This window comes from Janthinobacterium agaricidamnosum NBRC 102515 = DSM 9628, assembly GCF_000723165.1.
Taxonomy (GTDB): domain Bacteria; phylum Pseudomonadota; class Gammaproteobacteria; order Burkholderiales; family Burkholderiaceae_D; genus Janthinobacterium; species Janthinobacterium agaricidamnosum.
On the sequence record NZ_HG322949.1, the window covers coordinates 5,314,328 to 5,331,998 of the forward strand.

Below are 17,671 nucleotides of genomic sequence, written 5' to 3' on the forward strand. Positions count from 1 at the left end.
ATTCTTCCTTAAAACAATGATTTAAATATGCGGCCGGAGCATTTCCCCGGCCGCAAAAATACAAAAATTACTTAGCCTTCGAGGTAACGATAGCCTCGGTGACATGCTTAGGAGCTTCAGCGTAGTGCTTGAATTCCATCGTGTAGGTCGCACGGCCTTGCGTTGCGGAACGCAGGGTGGTCGAGTAACCAAACATTTCCGACAGAGGCACTTCGGCCTTGATGATCTTGCCGCCGCCGCCCGGGATTTCGTCCATGCCCTGCACCATACCGCGGCGGGACGACAGGTCGCCCATCACGGTACCGGCGTAGTCTTCCGGCGTTTCCACTTCCACCGCCATCATTGGTTCCAGGATGACTGGAGCCGCTTTACGGCAACCGTCCTTGAACGCCATCGAAGCAGCCATGCGGAACGCGTTTTCGTTCGAGTCCACATCGTGGTACGAACCGAAGAACAGCGTCACCTTGACGTCCACCACTGGGTAGCCGGCCAACACGCCGGTGGTCAGGGTTTCGCGCACGCCTTTTTCTACCGCAGGGATGTATTCGCGAGGAACGGTACCGCCCTTGATCGCGTCAACGAATTCAAAGCCCTTGCCTGGTTCTTGCGGTTCGATCTTCAACACCACGTGACCGTACTGGCCACGACCACCGGATTGCTTGACGAACTTGCCTTCGATTTCTTCGCAAACCTTGCGGATCGTTTCGCGGTAAGCCACTTGTGGCTTGCCGACGGTCGCTTCGACGCCGAATTCGCGCTTCATGCGGTCAACGATAATTTCCAGGTGCAACTCACCCATACCACCGATGATGGTCTGGCCCGATTCTTCGTCGGTTTTCACGCGGAACGAAGGATCTTCCTGTGCCAGGCGGTTCAGCGCCAGGCCCATTTTTTCCTGGTCAGCCTTGGTTTTTGGTTCCACGGCCTGTTGAATCACAGGCTCAGGGAAGACCATTTTTTCCAGGGTGATGATCGAGGTCGGATCGCACAGGGTTTCGCCGGTGGTCACGTCTTTCAGGCCAACTGCCGCGGCGATGTCGCCGGCGCGCACTTCCTTGATCTCTTCACGCTGGTTGGCGTGCATCTGCAAGATGCGGCCCAGGCGTTCCTTGCGGCCTTTGACCGAGTTGTACACGGTGTCGCCCGAATTGACGGCGCCCGAGTACACGCGGAAGAAGGCCAGCTGGCCGACGAACGGGTCGGTCATGATCTTGAACGCCAGCGCCGAGAATTTCTCGTCGTCGGCTGCGCGGCGGGTCACTGGCTGCTCATCTTCGTCCAGGCCTTTGACCGAGGCGATATCCAGCGGCGACGGCAGGTATTCGATGACCGCGTCCAGCATGGCTTGCACGCCCTTGTTCTTGAAAGCGGTACCGCACATCATCGGCACGATCTCGGAAGCGATGGTGCGGTCGCGCAGCGCTTTCTTGATTTCGGCTTCAGACAGGTCGCCTTCTTCCAGGTACTTGTTCATCAGGTCTTCGGACGCTTCTGCAGCGACTTCAACCATCTTCTCGCGCCACTCGGCGGCGGAAGCTGCCAGCTCGGCCGGGATTTCGACGTAGTCGAATTTCATGCCTTGCGAAGCGTCGTCCCACAGGATCGCTTTCATCTTGACCAGATCGATCACGCCCTTGAAGCCTTCTTCGGCGCCGATAGGAATCTGGATCAGGACCGGGTTTGCCTTCAGGCGAGCGCGCATCTGCTCGTAGACCTTGAAGAAGTTCGCGCCGGTGCGGTCCATCTTGTTGACGAAGGCCAGACGTGGCACTTTGTACTTGTTAGCCTGGCGCCATACGGTTTCCGACTGTGGCTGCACGCCGCCGACTGCGCAGTAAACCATGCAAGCGCCGTCCAGCACGCGCATCGAACGTTCAACTTCAATGGTGAAGTCAACGTGGCCTGGGGTGTCGATGATGTTGATGTGGTGCTCAGGGAAGTTGTTAGCCATCCCTTTCCAGAAGCAGGTGGTCGCCGCGGAAGTAATCGTGATACCGCGCTCTTGTTCCTGCTCCATCCAGTCCATGGTGGCCGCGCCATCATGAACTTCACCGATCTTGTGGTTCACGCCCGTGTAGAACAGGACGCGTTCGGTGGTGGTGGTTTTACCTGCATCGATGTGAGCGGAGATACCGATATTACGGTAGCGCTCAATGGGGGTCTTGCGGGCCATAATTATTCCTAAATCTTTTAATGGACAAAACCGAGCGCCATTTTTTGAGAAAAAAATGAGCCCGGCCTCGAACAACAGATAACAGTCAGGCCACGGAGGGCCTGCCCGATTTTATTAGAAGCGGAAATGCGAGAACGCTTTGTTCGCTTCAGCCATGCGATGGACTTCATCGCGTTTTTTCATGGCGCCGCCGCGGCTTTCAGCCGCTTCCATCAGCTCACCGCCGAGGCGTTGTGGCATGGATTTTTCGCTGCGCTTGTTCGCTGCTTCACGCAACCAGCGCATCGACAGGGCCATGCGGCGGACTGGGCGAACTTCGACCGGCACCTGGTAGTTTGCACCACCGACGCGACGGGATTTCACCTCGACCAACGGCTTGGCGTTGTTGATTGCGGTGGCGAACACTTCCAATGGATCCTTGCCCGATTTGGTGGCAATGTATTCAAAGGCGCGGTAGATGATGTTTTCAGCGACCGATTTTTTACCGGACAACATCAGCACGTTTACAAATTTAGCGACATCAGTGTTGCCGAATTTTGGATCTGGCAAAATTTCGCGTTTGGGTACTTCACGACGACGTGGCATATCAATTCCTTTCAATCTTCAGTTGAGCGCGCGTTCTTCGCACACTCGCGGACGACCATCATAGTCTTCCACTTACTCGACCAGATGCGGTCGACTACATTCACTTAGCTAGTTGCCACTGAGCGAAACTTTTTTAATGACGATTACTTCTTGCCCGCTTTAGCACGCTTGGTACCGTACTTCGAACGCGCTTGCTTACGGTCTTTCACGCCTTGGGTATCGAGGGCGCCGCGAACCATGTGGTAACGCACACCCGGCAAATCCTTGACGCGGCCGCCGCGCAACAGCACAACACTATGCTCTTGCAGGTTATGGCCTTCACCGCCAATGTACGAAATGACTTCGAAACCATTGGTCAGGCGAACTTTAGCGACTTTACGCAGAGCCGAGTTAGGCTTCTTTGGAGTCGTGGTGTAAACACGTGTGCAAACGCCACGCTTTTGCGGGCTGTTTTCCAGCGCCGGCGATTTGCTTTTCACGGTCAGGGCGACGCGTGGATTGCGAATCAATTGATTGATGGTTGGCATCGTTATAAATCCAACAAAATACTACGATTAATAACCCGGGCGGCTGCCCGGCGACTAAAACCTAGCCCCGATCCGCACTGCCATCGAGAGGCGCCGACAGCCACTCGCGAAGGAGCGGCCAAGCAAAGCCAAATGATGCGTAAACGATGTGCAGAATAAAATCGAGAACTCGCGAGTATAGGCTTTCAATTTCGTGGGGTCAATCAGTTTACCGCTTTTTGCCGCAAAAACAGGCAGATTGCGTTGCAAAAAAGCCATTGTGATGGCCTTGTCTATTTGCGCTGCCGGCCTGCCGCTGAGCCGTAAAAGGCTAGATAATAGCGGACAATTTTTTGCTGATCCTGACCTCTATCCCATCCTTATGCGCCCTCTGCTCCGCCGCGGCAACCTGTTCGTGCTCCTGACTTACGCGCTGCTGTCGGCCGTGCCTTGGTTTCCCGTCGTGCTGGGCAAAAGCCCGGACCAGCCGTGGCGCATCGCCGGCATCGAGGCCATGGCCTGGATCGCCGCATGGGCCGTGTTCAAGCGTCCGGCCTGGTTTCACTGGCTGCTGATCCCGGCGTTTCTGGCGCTGCCGACCGAAATCTACCTGTTCACCTTCTACGGCCAGGGCATCTCGACGCACCACCTGGGCATCATCGCCGAAACCAGCCCGAAGGAAGCGCTGGAATTCCTCGGCCAAAAAGTGTGGCTGATGCTGGGCGTGATGCTGGCCGTGATCGCCTGGTGGCTGCTGACCTGGCGCCTGGTGCGCCACAACCGCGACCTGGACTGGTCCGCCGCGCCGCGCGTGGCGGCCCTGGCCGCGCTGGCCATCGTCGCGGCCGTCTGCTGCTACGGGGTGGAATTCGGCATCCAGGCCACGCCGCGCGCTTCAGCCGCCGTGTCGGCATCCGCGTCCACCGCGGCGACAGCCAGCGCGTCCGACGAAGAGGAGGAGGACGATGACAGCGAGCCCGGCGCCGATCGCACCGGCTGGCGGTGGACCCCGTTGCCGCACTGGGCCAGGCTGCCGTTCGACTTCAGCGCCTTCGGCAATTCCTGGCCGTTCGGCCTGATGGCGCGCGGCGTCGATTTCTACAAGGAGCGCAAATACCTGGCCGAACTGGGCGAAAAGAGCAGCACATTCACCTTCGGCGCGCGCCAGGCCAGCCCCAACCAGGAACCGGAAGTCGTCGTCATGGTGATCGGCGAATCGTCGCGCTACGACCGCTGGAGCCTGAACGGCTACCAGCGCGACACCAATCCGCTGCTCAGGCAGGAGAGCAACCTGGTCAGCATGAGCAACCTGATCACGGCGGTATCGGCGACCCGCTTGTCGGTGCCGGTGATCGTCTCGCGCAAGCCGGCCACCCAAAGCCTGAAAGACGGCTTCAGCGAAAAGTCCTTCCTGACCGCCTACAAGGAAGCCGGCTTTAAAACCTACTGGCTGTCGAACCAGATTTCCTTCGGCCAGTTCGACACGCCGGTGTCGGTATTCGCCAAGGAAGCCGACGTGGTGCAATTCCTCAACCTGGGCGGCTTCACCAACAATTCCAATTTCGACCAGATCCTGTTCGACCCGCTGAAAAACGCGCTGGCCGACCCGGCGCCGAAAAAGCTGATCGTGCTGCACTCGCTGGGTAGCCACTGGAATTACAGCCACCGCTATCCGCAATCGTTCGACAAATGGCAGCCGTCGCTGTTCGGGGTCGACAATCCGGTCTACACCGACACCAGGATCAAGCCGCAGCTCAACAATAGCTACGACAGCTCGATCCTGTACACCGACTGGTTCCTGGCGCACGTCATCGACACGCTGAAACAGCGCCGGCAACTGACATCGATGATGTACGTGGCCGACCATGGCCAGACGTTATATGACGGCACGTGCCGGCTGGCCTTCCACGGCCACAACACGCAATACGAATTCCACGTGCCGGCGCTGGTCTGGTATTCCGACCAGTACCAGCAGCGCTACCCGGACAAGATCGGGCAATTGAAGCGCCACCGCCAATCGCGCCTGTCGACCGAGAACGTGTTCCACACCCTGCTCGACCTGGGCAACATCCATTACGGCGGCGAGCGGCTGCAATGGAGCTTCGTCAATCCGGCGTTCAAGCAGCACAAGCGCTACGTCGACAGCTACGGCTGGACCAATTACGACAACGCCGTCATCAAGGGCGATTGCCACGAAGTGATCGACAAGAACAAGCCGCTGGCGCAGGACAAGTAATGCGGGAATATAGCGGCGTCAGCCGATATGGCTCTTAAAACCAGTGCTGGCGCAGCACATTCTTTTTCTCCTGACTAATGCCAAGCTGCTGGCACATGGCATCGACGACTTGCGAAAACTCCTGTGGCGTGCCGGCGAAGACCGTTGGGAAGTTGCGCACGCTATTGATGCAGTGATCGGCATTTTGCGCCAGTTGCCCCCGGGAAAAAAACATTTGCTTATAGGTTGGCTCGATGATCGTTTTGCGGTCCGCACTGACCAGGAAAAAGTGCGTTTCATTGTTGGCGTTGCGGTCCATTTTGGCATAGCCGCCGCTATTTAAATGGTTGGCATTCATGTGTGCCAGCAATGCATCGGACACCACACCGCAATACCCTTTCCTGATGTGCAGCACAGCTTTCTTTTCATTGGAGTTATATGGCGGTGGTGCGCCATATTGCTGCATCATCGCCTCTTCTTCCGCCATCATATTTTGCAAATAATTACCGGCAACGTTATTCAAACCATCCTGGAAAGCCACCCGCGCCTGATTCGGATCCTGCGGCCCGCGCGGTGCATAGGATCGCATGATGCGATGCTGATTACTTCTCGAGGAGCTATGTCCTGGCGGCGCGCTGTGATGAGCTGATGGCGCATGAGAAGAAGGCGTCGTAGTGGAATTGGAAGCTGCCGGTGCGGCGCCCCCAGCATAAAAATAGGCTGGATTATTATTTGAAACGGGAATGTTATTTGGCATATTCTCGGCTTTCGGAAAAAGGAGGCATATAAACTAAGTGGAGACACAATTGGAATGGTTCCATCTCCGTAAAACCACACACCGCCCGGTACGTCCATTGCATCAAATACCTATTTCAGCGGACCAAATCCGGACATGCCGGACACGCGCGGACAGTGGACACGAAATAAATTTCTCTGTTAAATCAACCATTTAAAACATGGCATGATTAATGCTTAGAAAGAAATATCTTCCCACCACACGCCCTCGACATGATCCGCGACACTTCTTCTCAAGACGCCGTAATGACCGCCCCGGCCGAACAGCATCGTAAAAAATACGCCATCTGGATTGCCGCGGCGGCCGTGCTGATCGCCGCCTCCGCGCTGCTGTTCCATGCGTGGCGCAACAGCCAGCATTCCGTCAACCTGTCGCGCCTGCGCATCGCCGAAGTCGGGCGCGGCACGCTGATCCGCGACGCCGCCGTCAACGGCCGGGTGGTGGCGGCGATCAGCCCGACGCTGTATTCGACCACGGTGGCCACCGTGACCTTGAAAGCCAAGGCCGGCGACACGGTCAAGAAAGGCGATATCCTGGCGCTGCTGGAATCGCCCGACCTGAGCGATGCGCTGAAACGCGAACAATCGACGGTGCAGCAGCTGGAAGCGGAAGTGGCGCGCCAGCAGATCCTGGCGCGCAAACAAAAGCTGGTGGCGCGGCGCGACGCCGACACCGCCGAGATCGACCGCCTGTCGGCCCAGCGCACGCTGGAACGCTATGAAAGCGTGGCCCAGGTCGGCATCATCGCCAAGATCGATTACCAGAAGGCCAAGGATGCGCTGAACTCGGCCCAGATCCGCAGCAAGCAAGCGTCGCAGGCGGCCGAACTGGAAGGCGAGGACGTCGCGCTGGCGCTGAAAACCAGGACCAGCGAACTGGAACGGCAGCGCCTGAGCCGCGACAATGCGCAGCGCCGGGTCGACGAACTGACGGTGCGCGCGCCGGTCAACGGCTTCATCGGCACGCTGTCGGTGGCCAACCGCAGCGTGGTGCAAGCCAATACCGCGCTGATGACGCTGGTCGACCTGTCGCAACTGGAAGTCGAACTGGAAGTGCCGGAAACCTATGTCGCCGACATCGGCCTCGGCATGAGCGCGGAAATCGAAACGGGCGCCATCAAGGCCACCGGCAAGCTGTCGGCGCTGTCGCCCGAAGTGGTCAAGAACCAGGTGCTGGCGCGCGTGCGTTTCAATGGCGCGCAGCCGGCCGGCCTGCGCCAGAACCAGCGCGTCTCGGCGCGTTTGCTGATCGATGAAAAACCGAATGTGCTGCTGCTGGCGCGCGGCCCCTTCCTGGAAGCCGAAGGCGGCCGCTTCGCCTACGTGGTGCGCGATGGCGTGGCGATCCGCACGCCGGTCAGGATCGGCGCCACCAGCGTGTCGGCGGTCGAAATCCTGGGCGGCCTGAAACAGGGCGACCAGGTGGTCATTTCCGGCACAGACACCTTCGAGAACGCCGCCCGCGTCTCGCTGAACCAGTAAGCGCGCCTAAAAAACGTCCATGGCGGCGTTGCATTGCCCTGAACGTTCTGTTGACGCTCCAGACCAATTTTCTTACCACATTCATTCACCGGAGTCCCGCCATGCTGCGCATGCAAAACCTCAGTAAAGTCTACCGCACCCATCTGATCGAAACCCACGCGCTGCGCGGCTTCGAAATCCACGTCAGGCAAGGCGAATTCGTCACCGTCACCGGGCCGTCCGGCTCCGGCAAGACCAGCTTCCTGAACATCGCCGGCCTGCTCGAGGAATTTACCAGCGGCGACTACATCCTCGACGGCATCAACGTCAAGGGCATGAACGACAGCGCCCGCTCGCGCCTGCGCAATGAAAAGCTGGGCTTCATCTTCCAGGGTTTCAACCTGATCCCCGACCTGTCGCTGTTCGACAATGTCGACGTGCCGCTGCGCTACCGCGGCTTCAATCGGGCCGAGCGCAAGGAGCGCATCGAGGATGCGCTGGCCAAGGTCGGCCTGGCGTCGCGCATGAAGCATTATCCGGCCGAACTGTCGGGCGGCCAGCAGCAGCGCGTGGCGATCGCGCGCGCGCTGGCCGGTTCGCCGAAACTGTTGCTGGCCGATGAACCGACCGGTAACCTGGACACGCAAATGGCGCGCGGCGTGATGGAGCTGCTGGAACAGATCAACGCCCAGGGCACCACCATCCTGATGGTGACGCATGATCCGGAACTGGCGCTGCGCAGCCAGCGCAATGTCCACATCATCGACGGCCAGGTGTCGGACCTGGTACGCAAGGGACCGTCGCTGGTGGACCGCGCAGCGGCCGGCCACGCGGCATGAGGAGCGGCGCCATGTTCCAATACTATTTCGTGCGCGGCTTGCTGAGCCTGCGCCGCAGCCCGGCGCTGACCGCGCTGATGATACTGACGCTGGCGGTCGGCGTGGCGGCCAGCATTTCCACGCTGACCATCCTGCACATGATGTCGGCCGATCCGCTGCCGCACAAGAGCGACCGCATGTTCGTGCCGGTGATCGATACCGGCCCGCTGAAAGGCTATGCCCCGGGTGAACCTATCGGCATCACGCAAAGCCAGACCAGCTACCGCGACATCGGCAATTTCCTGAACAGCAAAATCGGCGTGCGGCGCACCGCGATGTATGGCGTGGCCGGTCCGGTCGAACCGCAGCGCAAGGATATCGGCGTATTCCGGGTCCAGGGCCTGGCGCCGACGCGCGACTTTTTCGCCATGTTCGAAACCCCGTTCCTGTACGGCCAGCCATGGAGCGAAGCCGATGACGCCAGCGGCGCCGACATCATCGTGCTGACCCGCAGGCTGGCCGAAAAGCTGTACGGCGCCGGCAACCCGGTCGGCCAGCGCATGACGCTGATGGGCCAGCAATTCCAGGTCGGCGGCGTGCTCGATCGCTGGGACCCGGTGCCGCGCGTGCATCACCTTATCGGCAGCAAGGGCGCGTTCGGCGCGGAAGACGATTTCTTCATTCCGCTGTCGAGCGCGATTCGTCACCAGGCCAGCCAGGACGGCGGCGTCAGTTGCGCCAGCGAACATAGTCCGGGTTTCCAGGGCGTGCTCGACTCCGAATGCACCTGGCTGCAGTTCTGGTTCGAAATGGCCGGCAGCGGCGAACGCGGCGACTTGCAAAATTACCTGGACAACTATGCCGCCGAACAGCGCAAGCTGGGCCGCATGCAGCGCAATGCGCCCAACCAGTTGTTCAATGTGAACGAATGGATGCGACTGCAGAACGTGGTCGACAACGATAACCGGCTGGCGGCCTGGCTGGCGTTCGGCTTCTTGCTGCTATGCCTGGTCAACACCATCGGCCTGCTGCTGGCGAAGTTTTCGACGCGCGCCGCCGAAGTCGGCATCCGCCGCGCGCTGGGTGCGTCGAAGCCGGAAATCTTCCGCCAATTCCTGGTCGAAACCACCGTCATCGGCCTGGCCGGCGGCTTGCTCGGACTGCTGCTGGCATATGCCGCGCTGGCGCTGATTTCGCTGCAATCGGAAGACCTTGGCGTAGTGGCGCACATGGATGGACAAATGCTGTTGCTGACCTTCGGGGTATCGGTGCTGGCGGCGCTGCTGGCCGGCCTGTTGCCGACCTGGCGCGCGTGCCAGGTCACGCCGGCCATGCAACTCAAATCCCAATAAGAAGATAAAGGTCAACCATGGAAATCCGCCCCATCCTGTCTGCGCTGATGCGCAGTAAAACCGGCGCCGTGCTGGTCGCCGTGCAAGTCGCGCTGAGCCTGGCGATCCTGGCCAACGCGCTGCATATCGTCAACCTGCGCCAGGCCATCGCCGCGCGTCCCAGCGGCGTGGTAGCCGAACGCGACATCTTTTATGTCAACATCAACCGCGCCTCCGAGCTGAATCACCCTCAGCAAATGGCCGAGCAAAAACGCATGGCGGCGCTGCTGCGCGCGCTGCCGGGCGTGATGTCGGTGGCCCAGACCAGCCAGGCGCCGCTGTCGCTCTACGGCAGCTCGTTCGGGATTGCGGCCGAACGCAAGCAAATCAATACCACCGCCAACGCATCGCCCTATGTTTCACCCGATTCGCTGGTCCAGACTTTCGGCCTGCAACTGGTCGAAGGGCGCGACTTCACTCCGGACGAAATCATCGACATCGATGCAAAGGTCGAGGATACCCATCCGAAGGTGGTGATCGTGACGCGCGCCACGGCAGAAAAACTGTGGCCCGGCAGCGCCAGCGCGCTCGGCAGGACGCTGTACCTCGGCACTGGCGCCGATGCCACGGAAATGCGCGTGATCGGCGTGGTCGAACGGCTGCAGACCCAGATCGGCCAGCTTGGAACAAAGGGCGAGCTGTCGATGCTGTTTCCGGCCCGCGTGACGGGCGACAAGGACCTGCTGTTCGCGCTGCGCGCCGAACCGGGCCAGCGCGACCGCCTGATGAAGGAGGCGGAACAGGCGATGCGCGCGTCCAGCGCGGACCCGCTGCTGATCCGCACCATCAGCATGGAACAGCACCGCGAAACGCGCTACCGCAGGGAACACGGATTATCGTGGATGCTGATCGCGGTCAGCGCGCTGCTGCTGATGGTGACCGCCAGCGGCATCGTCGGCATCGCCAGCCTGTGGGTCACGCAGCGCCGCAAGCAGATCGGCGTGCGGCGCGCGCTGGGCGCGCGCCGCATCGACATCCTGCGCTACTTCCTGACCGAAAACATCATGATCACCTCGCTCGGCGTGGCTGGCGGCGTGCTGCTCGGCTTCGGGCTGAACCAGTTGCTGGTCAGCCAGCTGGAAATGACCCGCCTGCCGCCGCTGTATCTGGCCGGCGGCGCCGTCCTGTTCTGGCTGCTCGGCATCGTCGCCGTGTATGGCCCGGCGTGGCGCGCGGCCAGTATTTCGCCGGCCACCGCCACCCGCGGCACCTGACATGGCGACGATAATGTTATGCTCGCGACATGCCTACCGTACTGATAATTGACGACAATGCCGCGGTCGCGGTCGCGCTCGAAGTGCTGCTGTCGCTGCACGACATCGACGCGCTCAGCGCCGCCTCGCCCGAAGAAGGCTTGGCGCTGCTGGCGCGGCATGGCGCCGACCTGGTGATCCAGGACATGAACTTCAGCGCCGACACCACCTCCGGCGCGGAAGGCGCTGCGCTGTTCCGCCAGATCCGCGCGCGCCATCCCGACTTGCCGGTCATCTTGCTGACCGCCTGGACCCAGCTCGACGCGGCGGTCGGCCTGATCAAGTCAGGCGCCGCCGATTACCTGGCCAAGCCATGGGACGACCGGCGCCTGCTGGCCTCGGTACAAAACCTGATTGAGCTGGGCCAGGCCAACCGCGCGCTGCAAAGCCGCCGCCAGCAGGAGCAGCGCCAGCGCCGCGCGCTGCAGCAAGGCTACGACCTGCGCGGCATGGTGTGGGCCGATGCCGCCACCGACAGCGTGGTGCAGCTGGCGTGCCAGGTGGCGCGGGCCGACGTGCCGGTGCTGATCTCCGGCCCGAACGGCAGCGGCAAGGAATGCATCGCCGCCATCGTGCAAGCCAATTCGGCGGTGCGCGACGGCCCGTTCGTGGTGCTTAATTGCGGCGCGCTGCCGTCCGAACTGATCGAGGCGGAACTGTTCGGCGCCGAAGCCGGCGCCTACACCGGCGCGTCGAAAGCCCGCGAAGGCAAGTTCGAGGCGGCCGACGGCGGCACGCTGTTCCTCGATGAAATCGGCAACCTGCCGCTGGCCGGCCAGATGAAATTGCTGCGCGTGCTGGAAACCGGCCGCTTTCAACGGCTCGGATCGAACCGCGAACGGCAAGTGAAGGTGCGCGTGATCAGCGCCACCAACGCCGACCTGCCGGCCATGATACGGGCCGGCAGCTTCCGCGAAGACTTGCTGTACCGGCTGAACGTGATCGAACTGCGGCTGCCGCCGCTGGCCGCGCGTCCGGCCGACATCCCGGTACTGGCGCAGCACTTCCTCGGTGCCGGCAAGCTGCTCGACGAGCAAGCCCAGGCGGCATTGCTGGCCCATCCATGGCCCGGCAATGTGCGCGAACTGAAAAACGTCATGCAGCGCGCCGGCTTGCTGTCGGCCGGCGCCACGATCAAGGCGGCCGAGCTGGGCTTGCCGGCCGCCCCGGCGCCAGCGCTGGCGGCGGCCGGCGGCGCCGACGCGGAACCGGACGGCGCCGCGGTGACCGCCGCGCTGGCGCGCGCCAACGGCGTGGTGGCGCAGGCCGCGCAAGAGCTGGGCCTGTCGCGCCAGGCGCTGTACCGGCGCATGGAACGGCTCGGCATCGCCCGCCCCTGATGGCCAGCCAGCCCGAAGCCGCCGCCGGCGTGCGCCGCTCGCTGCTGATACGCTGGTCGGCGCTGCTCGGCACGCTGCTGGCGCTGGCCGTCGGGCTGACGCTGGGATTCCATCATTTTTTGCCGCGGCAACCCGTGCTGGTGCTGGTGCTGACCCTGCTATGCCTGCTGCCGGTGGCGATCCTCACCATCCGCGCCCAGCTGCAAGGCATGCTGTCGCTGTTCCGCGCACTGACCGGCACCGTCACCAGCTACCAGGACGGCGACTTTTCATTCGGCCTGTACTGGCCGCACAACGATGAACTGGCCGACCTGGTGGTCGCCCACAATACGCTGGGCGACGTGCTGCGCAAACAACGGCTCGACCTGATGCAGCGCGAACTGCTGCTCGACACCATGGTGCAAAACACGCCGGTGGCGATGCTGCTGGTGGCCGACGGCGGCGCCATCGTCTACGCCAACCTGGCGGCGCGGCAATTGCTCAACGACGGCCGCAAACTGGAAGGCCGACGCCTGCCCGACATCGTGCTCCAGTCGAACGCCGCGCTGGGCGAGGCGCTGGCGCGCGGCGGCGACGGCTTGTTCAGCAGCGGCGCCGGCGAAGAGGAAGAGGTGTACCACCTGGCGCGGCGCAGCTTCAGCCTGAACGGCCGCCGCCACGAATTGCTGCTGCTGCGCCAGCTGACGCTGGAATTGCGGCGCCAGGAAGTGCAAACCTGGAAAAAAGTCATCCGCGTCATCAGCCACGAATTGAACAATTCACTGGCCCCGCTGGCGTCGCTGGCCCACTCCGGCGCGGAACTGGTGCGCCGTGGCCAGACCGAACGCCTGCCGCAAATCCTCGCCACCATCGAAGAACGCACCCGCCACCTGGAAGGTTTCATCCTCGGCTACGCCCGCTTCGCCAAGCTGCCGTCGCCACGCGTGCAAGCGTGCGACTGGCCGCCGTTCCTGGAACGGCTGGCCTCGCAGGCGCAGTTCGAGATCGGCGGCGAATTACCGGCGCAAGCGGCCACCTTCGATCCGGCGCAACTGGAACAGGCGCTGCTGAACCTGCTGAAAAACGCCCATGAATCCGGCTCCCCGCCGCGGCACGTCACGCTGCGGGTCAGCCGCCAGCAGGAACTGCTGCGGATCGAGGTGTCCGACCGCGGTCCCGGCATGAGCGATGCGGTGCTGACCAATGCGCTGGTGCCCTTTTATTCCACCAAGCGCAGCGGCACCGGCCTGGGCCTGGCGCTGGCGCGCGAAATCGCCGAGGCACATGGCGGCCGCATCACGCTGGCCAACCGCGATGGCGGCGGCTTGACCGTCACCTTGATTTTGCCATTCTCCACGGCAAAATAAGCGTTGATAAAAGTCATACGGATGCGTATTTGATGTGCAATTTAAGGCCACCATAAGCGCGTTACGGCATATCCCGGCATATCTCCCAAGCTGTTTCCAGCAATGAGCGGCGGCCTGTTTTCAGCGTCGATTTGATTCAGCATCAGCCGATTGACAAGCATTTTTGTTATCTATAGCTTAGCAAACAGGTGCTTATATTTTTGTTAACCATCCTTAATTCTGGAAGGAGATACCATGCAATTGAAACCTTTATTGCTGGCAGCCATGCTGGTCGCATCCGGCAGCGCATTTGCCGACAACTATACCCCGCCGACCATAGAGATGGAGGGCAGCTCGCCACTGTATACCGTCGCAAGCTTCGGCACCTTCCATATGGCAGGTTTGTTTACCGACACCTACAACTTTATCTATCGTGGGGGCGAGCCTGGATTTGCCGGCGTCGTCTTCCACTCCCACCTGAACAACCTCCTTGAGCACAGCCCGATCAATTTCACGTCGGCATCGATGAATGGCACCCCTATACCGATCCGTAACCGGGAACTGACATCGGACGCTTATCTGACGGGGGTGCCAACCGACGGCTTGGTGACGCTGATCATCCACGGCTACACCACCAGCGACCATGGCAGCTACAGCGGCGCGCTCAGCGTGGTCACCGGAGTACCGGAACCGGCCACCTACGGCATGATGCTGGGCGGCCTGGCCTTGCTTGGCGGGCTGGCGTGGCGCCGCCGCACAGTGTGACGCACACTTGCGCAGCGCTTGCATCAAGCCTGCTGCTGGCAAGCCCCCATGAAAGACGCTACGGCGTCTTTTTTTGGGTCCGCATGGGCAGCAGCTCAAGCAATCAGCCCGGCGGCGCCTGCCGGCCCTGCTTTCCCCATTCCCCAAGGCAATATCAGCGTTGATAAACGTCATCCAGATGCGTGTTTCATGTGTAATTTAAGCCACACATCAGCGGGATTAAGGCAGACCTCGGCATCGCTCCGCAGACCGGGCCCAGCAATGAGAACCAGCCTGTTTCAAGCATGGCTACGATTAAAAAACAGCCGGTTGACAAGTATTTTTGTTATCTATATGTTATCAAAATGTGCTTGCATTTTTGTTATTTGATCGCAATTTCTTGAAGGAGATACCATGGAATTGAAACCTTTATTACTGGCAGCCATGCTGACCGTATCCAGCAGCGCATTTGCCGACAACTATACCGCGCCGACCCGGACGCTGGGCGGCGGCCCGCTGATCTGGATCACTACCCCCGCCGCCGGCATCGGCACGCTGCACAGGCCCGGCCCGTTTACCGACACCTACACCTTCAACTATTCGGGTGATCCGGGACTGGCCAGCATCGGCTTCAGCGGCCTCTCCTTTCTGGATCACCATATCAACTTCACCTCGGCGACGCTGAACGGCATCAGCATACCGACCAGGAACGCGGGACTGAATGCGTCCGCCTATGCGACGGCGCTGCCGGTCAGCGGCTTGCTGACACTGATCATCCACGGCTACACCCTGAGCCCCACCGGCTACACCGGCATGCTGAACGTGGTAATCAGCGCGGTGCCGGAACCGGCCAGCGACGCCATGCTGCTGGGCGGCCTGACCTTGCTCGGCATGCTGGCGCGGCGCCGCCGCGCAGCGTGAAACGGACTTGAACAGCGCTTGAATCCCCCCTGCGCTGGCGCGCGAAATTGCTGAAGATTGCCGAAGCACATGGTGGCGACATCACGCCGGCCAGTCGCGATGGCGGCGGCCTGACCGTTACCCTGATTTTTCCATTCTCCAAGGCAAAAAAGGCTTTGATAAAAGTCATCAATATGCGTGTTTCATGCCCAGTTTAAGCCGTACATAAGCGGCTTGATGCAGCGCTGTTCAGCAATGAGGATCAGCCTGTTTCAGCATGAATCCGATTGAAAAATAGCCGCTTGACAGCCATTTTTATTATCTATATGTTACCAAACAGGAGCTTGTCTTTTTATTAATTAATCGTAATTTCTTGACGGAGATATCATGAAATTGAAACCCTTATTGCTGGCAACCATGCTGGTCGCATCCAGCAGCGCCTTTGCCAACAACTATACCGCGCCAACCCAGGCGCTGAGCGGCGGCCCGCTGATCTGGGTCACCGGCAACATCGGCACCTCGCATGTGACCGGCGCGTTTACCGACACTTACACCTACACCTATTCGGGCCTGCCGGGCCTGGCCGACATCGTATTCGCCAACCTCGGCCTGTTCGGCAGCCAGATCAGCTTCACGTCGGCATCGCTGAACGGCAACAATATACCGATCAGCAACCTGGGACCCACATCGTCCGGTGCTGCGCTGGGACTGCCGGTCAGCGGCTTGCTGACGCTGATCATCCACGGCAACGCCACCAGCCCCACCATCTTCAACCCCAGCTACGGCGGCATTCTGGAAGTGGCGGTCACCGCGGTGCCGGAACCGGCCACCTACGGCATGATGCTGGGCGGCCTCGCCTTGCTTGGCGTGCTGGCGCGGCAACGCCGCAAAGTGGGGGCGCAAGACTTGAATCAAGCTTGAGCATGGCTAGTCTTTGGCAAGCTCCCATCAAAGACGCTGCGGCGTCTTTTTTTTTGCTGCGCATGTGCAACTGCTAAACTAAGGCGCTTACCGACACTCCGCCCCCTATGCAGACCACTCCAGGCACCACTTTCGACCATCCGGGCCACCCGCCCGCCACCATCACCGAACACCGCGGCATCCGCTACATGCACCTCGGCACCTCCTGGGTGCAAGGCGCGATGCGGCTGGCCAAGCCCGACGCCATCGAGCTGGAATACGTGCAAATGATGATGATCCTTTGACCTATTTGACACACCCACCTGCTACCCGGCTGGATATAATCTGTACCCTCAGTCACCATGCCTTTAGCTCATGCCAGTAGCATACTCATACGTCCGGTTTTCCTCACTAGAACAGCAGAAAGGTGACTCACTCCGTCGCCAGATGACGGCTTCCGCGCAGTATGCAGCTCAGCATGGCCTCGTGCTAGACGATACTCTCCATGTCCACGACCTAGGCGTTTCCGCTTTCCATGGCTCAAACTATGAGCACGGCGCGTTAGGCCAATTCATCGCCGCCATCGACAATGGCACAATCTCTCCAGATTCATACTTGCTGGTTGAATCGCTTGATCGTCTGTCGCGCTTGCCGGTAACTGAAGCGCTAGCCATTTTTCAACAGATCATCAACCGTGGAATCACCATAGTCACCCTGACCGACTCTGCGGTTTACAGCAAAGAACGCTTGAAGAATGATTGGGTTCCGCTATTAACGGCATTGATTAGTTGTTTAGTTTCGTGCGATCATATTCCTCGTCGCAGCATGGCCCTGTTCCGCGCCAGAGCTGTGCTTGACGAGTTGATCGGCGGTTTGCCACCGCGATCGTCCCACCGGTTGCAACATATCGCATAAACTTCAGTCCATGAGCACACGCATTCATCCCCAAGCCCGCACTACCCCGAAAATCCGGCAGGAAATCAAGGACTCCGGTCTGTCCGACCGCGAGGCCGCCAAGGTGTTCAATATCACCCGTGCCACGGCCGCCAAGTGGCTCAAGCGGGACGATGTACAAGACCGTTCGCACCGGGCCCATATCCTGCATACGACCCTGAGCGCGACGCAGGAGGCCATCGTACTTTCACTGCGTCAGTCGCTCTATCTACCGCTCGATGACCTGCTGTACATTACCCGGCAATACATCAATCCCGATGTATCGCGCTCGGGCATTGCGCGCCTGCTCAAGCGCGAGGGCATGGCCCGCC

Annotated in this window: 17 protein-coding genes and 2 pseudogenes; 15 read left to right on the forward strand and 4 right to left on the reverse strand. The window is 60.6% G+C overall.

The window, feature by feature from the left end:
- Positions 1-67: 67 nt before the first annotated feature.
- The 3 genes from fusA to rpsL all read right to left on the reverse strand — a co-directional run bounded on the left by fusA (position 68) and on the right by rpsL (position 3,285).
- Positions 68-2,173 (reverse strand): elongation factor G, encoded by a 2,106-nt coding sequence (gene fusA / locus GJA_RS22985; protein ID WP_038497059.1) that lies wholly within the window; start codon positions 2,171-2,173, stop codon positions 68-70.
- 114 nt (positions 2,174-2,287) lie between these two features.
- Positions 2,288-2,758 carry a 30S ribosomal protein S7 gene (rpsG, locus tag GJA_RS22990; RefSeq protein ID WP_038497062.1) on the reverse strand — a complete coding sequence of 157 codons (471 nt, stop codon included), beginning with the start codon at positions 2,756-2,758 and terminating at the stop codon, positions 2,288-2,290.
- A 143-nt stretch (positions 2,759-2,901) separates the two neighbouring features.
- Positions 2,902-3,285, reverse strand: coding sequence for a 30S ribosomal protein S12 (gene rpsL / locus GJA_RS22995; RefSeq protein WP_025603541.1), 384 nt, complete (start codon positions 3,283-3,285; stop codon positions 2,902-2,904).
- A 361-nt stretch (positions 3,286-3,646) separates the two neighbouring features.
- Here rpsL and GJA_RS23000 point away from each other — a divergent pair, with 361 nt between their 5' ends.
- Entirely contained in the window at positions 3,647-5,500 is a 1,854-nt protein-coding gene (locus tag GJA_RS23000; protein WP_038497068.1) for a phosphoethanolamine transferase, read from the forward strand.
- A gap of 34 nt (positions 5,501-5,534) precedes the next feature.
- Here the strand turns inward: GJA_RS23000 and GJA_RS23005 are convergent, their stop codons facing one another.
- Positions 5,535-6,236 (reverse strand): hypothetical protein, encoded by a 702-nt coding sequence (locus GJA_RS23005; protein WP_144241624.1) that lies wholly within the window; start codon positions 6,234-6,236, stop codon positions 5,535-5,537.
- 251 nt (positions 6,237-6,487) lie between these two features.
- Here GJA_RS23005 and GJA_RS23010 point away from each other — a divergent pair, with 251 nt between their 5' ends.
- From GJA_RS23010 to GJA_RS28740, 14 genes and pseudogenes are all read left to right on the forward strand, one after another.
- Positions 6,488-7,756: an efflux RND transporter periplasmic adaptor subunit gene (locus GJA_RS23010; RefSeq protein WP_038497074.1), complete on the forward strand. Its 1,269-nt coding sequence runs from the start codon at positions 6,488-6,490 to the stop codon at positions 7,754-7,756.
- 101 nt (positions 7,757-7,857) lie between these two features.
- On the forward strand, positions 7,858-8,574 hold the full coding sequence (locus GJA_RS23015; protein WP_038497077.1) for an ABC transporter ATP-binding protein: 717 nt from the start codon (positions 7,858-7,860) through the stop codon (positions 8,572-8,574).
- A gap of 11 nt (positions 8,575-8,585) precedes the next feature.
- Positions 8,586-9,905: an ABC transporter permease gene (locus tag GJA_RS23020; protein ID WP_038497080.1), complete on the forward strand. Its 1,320-nt coding sequence runs from the start codon at positions 8,586-8,588 to the stop codon at positions 9,903-9,905.
- A gap of 17 nt (positions 9,906-9,922) precedes the next feature.
- Complete coding sequence (locus GJA_RS23025) at positions 9,923-11,158, forward strand: ABC transporter permease (RefSeq protein WP_038497083.1); 1,236 nt, start codon at positions 9,923-9,925, stop codon at positions 11,156-11,158.
- Between the two features lie 29 nt (positions 11,159-11,187).
- Positions 11,188-12,537, forward strand: coding sequence for a sigma-54-dependent transcriptional regulator (locus GJA_RS23030; RefSeq protein WP_038497086.1), 1,350 nt, complete (start codon positions 11,188-11,190; stop codon positions 12,535-12,537).
- Positions 12,537-13,883 carry a sensor histidine kinase gene (locus GJA_RS23035; protein WP_081905540.1) on the forward strand — a complete coding sequence of 449 codons (1,347 nt, stop codon included), beginning with the start codon at positions 12,537-12,539 and terminating at the stop codon, positions 13,881-13,883. Before GJA_RS23030 ends, GJA_RS23035 begins: the two co-directional genes overlap by 1 nt.
- Positions 13,884-14,117: 234 nt before the next feature.
- Positions 14,118-14,627, forward strand: a complete 510-nt coding sequence (locus GJA_RS23040; RefSeq protein ID WP_051781263.1) for an FxDxF family PEP-CTERM protein — start codon at positions 14,118-14,120, stop codon at positions 14,625-14,627.
- Positions 14,628-14,675: 48 nt separating this feature from the next.
- Positions 14,676-14,996 carry a hypothetical protein gene (locus tag GJA_RS27585; RefSeq protein WP_144241625.1) on the forward strand — a complete coding sequence of 107 codons (321 nt, stop codon included), beginning with the start codon at positions 14,676-14,678 and terminating at the stop codon, positions 14,994-14,996.
- Between the two features lie 24 nt (positions 14,997-15,020).
- The gene (locus GJA_RS23045; protein WP_051781264.1) at positions 15,021-15,527 is read left to right on the forward strand and encodes an FxDxF family PEP-CTERM protein; all 507 of its coding nucleotides are present in this window, start codon (positions 15,021-15,023) and stop codon (positions 15,525-15,527) included.
- A 47-nt stretch (positions 15,528-15,574) separates the two neighbouring features.
- Positions 15,575-15,724 carry a HAMP domain-containing histidine kinase gene (locus tag GJA_RS27590; RefSeq protein ID WP_144241626.1) on the forward strand — a complete coding sequence of 50 codons (150 nt, stop codon included), beginning with the start codon at positions 15,575-15,577 and terminating at the stop codon, positions 15,722-15,724.
- A 169-nt stretch (positions 15,725-15,893) separates the two neighbouring features.
- Positions 15,894-16,427: an FxDxF family PEP-CTERM protein gene (locus tag GJA_RS23050; protein ID WP_051781265.1), complete on the forward strand. Its 534-nt coding sequence runs from the start codon at positions 15,894-15,896 to the stop codon at positions 16,425-16,427.
- 107 nt (positions 16,428-16,534) lie between these two features.
- Positions 16,535-16,702, forward strand: a pseudogene (locus tag GJA_RS27595) (spermidine synthase); the annotation flags it as partial.
- Between the two features lie 79 nt (positions 16,703-16,781).
- Positions 16,782-17,321, forward strand: a complete 540-nt coding sequence (locus tag GJA_RS23055) for a recombinase family protein (protein ID WP_081905541.1) — start codon at positions 16,782-16,784, stop codon at positions 17,319-17,321.
- Positions 17,322-17,331: 10 nt separating this feature from the next.
- Positions 17,332-17,670 (forward strand): annotated as a pseudogene (locus tag GJA_RS28740) (IS481 family transposase); the annotation flags it as partial.
- Position 17,671 lies beyond the last annotated feature (1 nt).

Bases quoted from the DNA above. Each gene is read 5' to 3' on its own strand.
- fusA (WP_038497059.1), bottom strand. From the start codon at position 2,173: ATGGCCCGCAAGACCCCCATTGAGCGCTACCGTAATATCGGTATCTCC.
- rpsG (WP_038497062.1), bottom strand. From the start codon at position 2,758: ATGCCACGTCGTCGTGAAGTACCCAAACGCGAAATTTTGCCAGATCCA.
- rpsL (WP_025603541.1), bottom strand. From the start codon at position 3,285: ATGCCAACCATCAATCAATTGATTCGCAATCCACGCGTCGCCCTGACC.
- GJA_RS23000 (WP_038497068.1), top strand. From the start codon at position 3,647: ATGCGCCCTCTGCTCCGCCGCGGCAACCTGTTCGTGCTCCTGACTTAC.
- GJA_RS23005 (WP_144241624.1), bottom strand. From the start codon at position 6,236: ATGCCAAATAACATTCCCGTTTCAAATAATAATCCAGCCTATTTTTAT.
- GJA_RS23010 (WP_038497074.1), top strand. From the start codon at position 6,488: ATGATCCGCGACACTTCTTCTCAAGACGCCGTAATGACCGCCCCGGCC.
- GJA_RS23015 (WP_038497077.1), top strand. From the start codon at position 7,858: ATGCTGCGCATGCAAAACCTCAGTAAAGTCTACCGCACCCATCTGATC.
- GJA_RS23020 (WP_038497080.1), top strand. From the start codon at position 8,586: ATGTTCCAATACTATTTCGTGCGCGGCTTGCTGAGCCTGCGCCGCAGC.
- GJA_RS23025 (WP_038497083.1), top strand. From the start codon at position 9,923: ATGGAAATCCGCCCCATCCTGTCTGCGCTGATGCGCAGTAAAACCGGC.
- GJA_RS23030 (WP_038497086.1), top strand. From the start codon at position 11,188: ATGCCTACCGTACTGATAATTGACGACAATGCCGCGGTCGCGGTCGCG.
- GJA_RS23035 (WP_081905540.1), top strand. From the start codon at position 12,537: ATGGCCAGCCAGCCCGAAGCCGCCGCCGGCGTGCGCCGCTCGCTGCTG.
- GJA_RS23040 (WP_051781263.1), top strand. From the start codon at position 14,118: ATGCAATTGAAACCTTTATTGCTGGCAGCCATGCTGGTCGCATCCGGC.
- GJA_RS27585 (WP_144241625.1), top strand. From the start codon at position 14,676: ATGAAAGACGCTACGGCGTCTTTTTTTGGGTCCGCATGGGCAGCAGCT.
- GJA_RS23045 (WP_051781264.1), top strand. From the start codon at position 15,021: ATGGAATTGAAACCTTTATTACTGGCAGCCATGCTGACCGTATCCAGC.
- GJA_RS23050 (WP_051781265.1), top strand. From the start codon at position 15,894: ATGAAATTGAAACCCTTATTGCTGGCAACCATGCTGGTCGCATCCAGC.
- GJA_RS23055 (WP_081905541.1), top strand. From the start codon at position 16,782: ATGCCAGTAGCATACTCATACGTCCGGTTTTCCTCACTAGAACAGCAG.